This is a genomic window from Streptomyces sp. NPDC059900 (assembly GCF_050270335.1).
GTDB lineage: Bacteria > Actinomycetota > Actinomycetes > Streptomycetales > Streptomycetaceae > Streptomyces.
On the sequence record NZ_JBNNJZ010000952.1, the window covers coordinates 1 to 1,997 of the forward strand.

Here is a 1,997-nt window from a genome sequence, read left to right on the forward strand (position 1 = left end):
ACCTGGTGGTGACCATCGACAACAACGCCATCACCTACTACGTCGACGGCCAGCACTTCGGCACGCACGGAGCCGCCTATCTGCCCGAGCGGCCCATGTCCATCAACTTCAACCAGTGGCTGATCGACCTCGCGGGCCAGACCAGCACCACACCGCGTTCCTACGATCAGCAGGTGGACTACGTACTGCACGTCAAGGACCAGGTCCTTACCCCCGCCCAGGTCGGCACGCTGGTGGGCAACTACCGTGCGGCCGGCACGACCTTCGAGGACACGGTGCCGGGCGCCTGAGGGGACGGACGCCGGCCCGCTGCGGCCCGTACGCACATCCCGGCGTCCACACCGCCCGCGCGAGACCATCGCGGCGGCAGTACGATCCGCCGCCGCGATGACCGGCAGCCGAATACGCGTACGGATGCCCTCTGGCCCTGGCCCCGGCGGGCGGCGCGGTCATGACGCTTCGAGGGCATCGACCGCATCGCGCAAGGCGTTCTCCACGGCTTCGGTCAGGGCCGGATGGGGCCACAGAGGGCCACCGGCCACGTCACGGGCCGGGACGTTCCACGTCATGGCCAGGACGAGGGGCTGGATGAGCGTGGCGGCCTGGGGGCCGAGCACATGGGCTCCGATGACGGACCCGGTGCCGCGTTCGACGAGGACCTTGCAAAAGCCCTGCGTGTTCTCCAGGGCCCATCCGTAGGCGATGTCCCGGTAGTCGCGGCGGCCGACGACGAAGTCGATGCCGCGCTCCCGTGCTTCTTGCTCGGTGAGGCCGACCTGCCCGATCTGCGGGTCCGTGAAAACCGCCGAGGGAACGGCCGTACAGGACATCTCCTGCGGGTGGTCGGGATGCAGCAGGTTGTGGGCGACGACCTGTGCCTGCCGGTTGGCGACATGTTTCAGCGCGGGGCCGCCGTCGCTGATGTCACCCAGGGCCCAGACGCCGGGTGCGCTGGTGCGCAGTTGCGCGTCAACTGTGATCAGCCCGTGCTCGTCGCAGGCGATGCCGGTCTTGTCGACGTGCAGGGTGTCGGCGTTGGAACGGCGGCCGACCGCGACGAGCAGGCTGTCCGCTCGGAGTCGGGCGCCGTCGTCGAGGTTGACCGTCAGGTCGCCGGGCGCGCCGTGGACAGCGGTGGCGCGTCGGCCCAGCCGCAGATCCCACCGGTCACACGCGCTGTCGGTGAAGGCCCGGGAGACGGATTCGTCCTGCGGGGACAGCAGCCGCTCTTCCTGTTCGACGACCGTGATCTCGGCGCCTGCCGTGTGGAAGACGTGGGCGAGCTCGGCGGCGATGTATCCGCCGCCCACCACGATCAGCCGGGCCGGAACCTTGTCCAGGCGCATGACGGTGTCGGAGGTTTCGTAGGGCAGTCCCGAGTCAGTGATTGCCGGAGGGACGACGGGACGGCTACCTGCCGCCACGACGATCCGGTCCGCCGTGATGTGTTCGCTGCCCGCGTCGGTGGTCACCTGGAGCTCTCTGTCACCGGTGAAGTGCGCGCACCCGCGGTAGACCGTCATCCAGGGCGTGTCCCGTCGCCCTTGCTCGCCGCCCTCGGCCTGCGCATCGAGCCGGCCGAACACGCGCCGTTGCATGCGGGGCCAGTCGATTTCCTTCAGTTGCGCCCGGACGTTGAGCCGTCCGCTGTTCTTGACGGTGTTCGCGGCATCCGCGGTGGCGGCCAGCATCTTGCTGGGAATGCAGCCCGCGTTCAGGCAGGTGCCGCCGAAGGGACCCTGCGCGATCATCGCGACGTCCAGGTGCGCGAACCGGTCGTCGATGACGGCATTTCCGGAGCCCGCACCGATCACAACAAGATCGTGATGTGTCATGGGGGATGTGTAGCCCCATCAGGCATCTTCACACCCCGGCCCACCCCACCTGGCGCACTGTTGACCACCAGTGGCTCTGGTCATGCTCATTCGTCCGCAACACGACGTGAGCTCAGGCACCGCCGCACCACGTGGCACATCTGTACGTGGCCGGATAACGAC

At 68.5% G+C, this 1,997-nt stretch carries 1 protein-coding gene and 1 pseudogene; one reads left to right on the forward strand and one right to left on the reverse strand.

The window, feature by feature from the left end:
- Nucleotides 1-290 (forward strand): annotated as a pseudogene (locus tag ACQKIP_RS46085) (cellulose binding domain-containing protein); the annotation flags it as partial.
- 159 nt (nucleotides 291-449) lie between these two features.
- On the opposite strand, the gene ACQKIP_RS46090 reads toward ACQKIP_RS46085, so the two are convergent.
- On the reverse strand, nucleotides 450-1,835 hold the full coding sequence (locus ACQKIP_RS46090; protein ID WP_365856780.1) for a mycothione reductase: 1,386 nt from the start codon (nucleotides 1,833-1,835) through the stop codon (nucleotides 450-452).
- Nucleotides 1,836-1,997 lie beyond the last annotated feature (162 nt).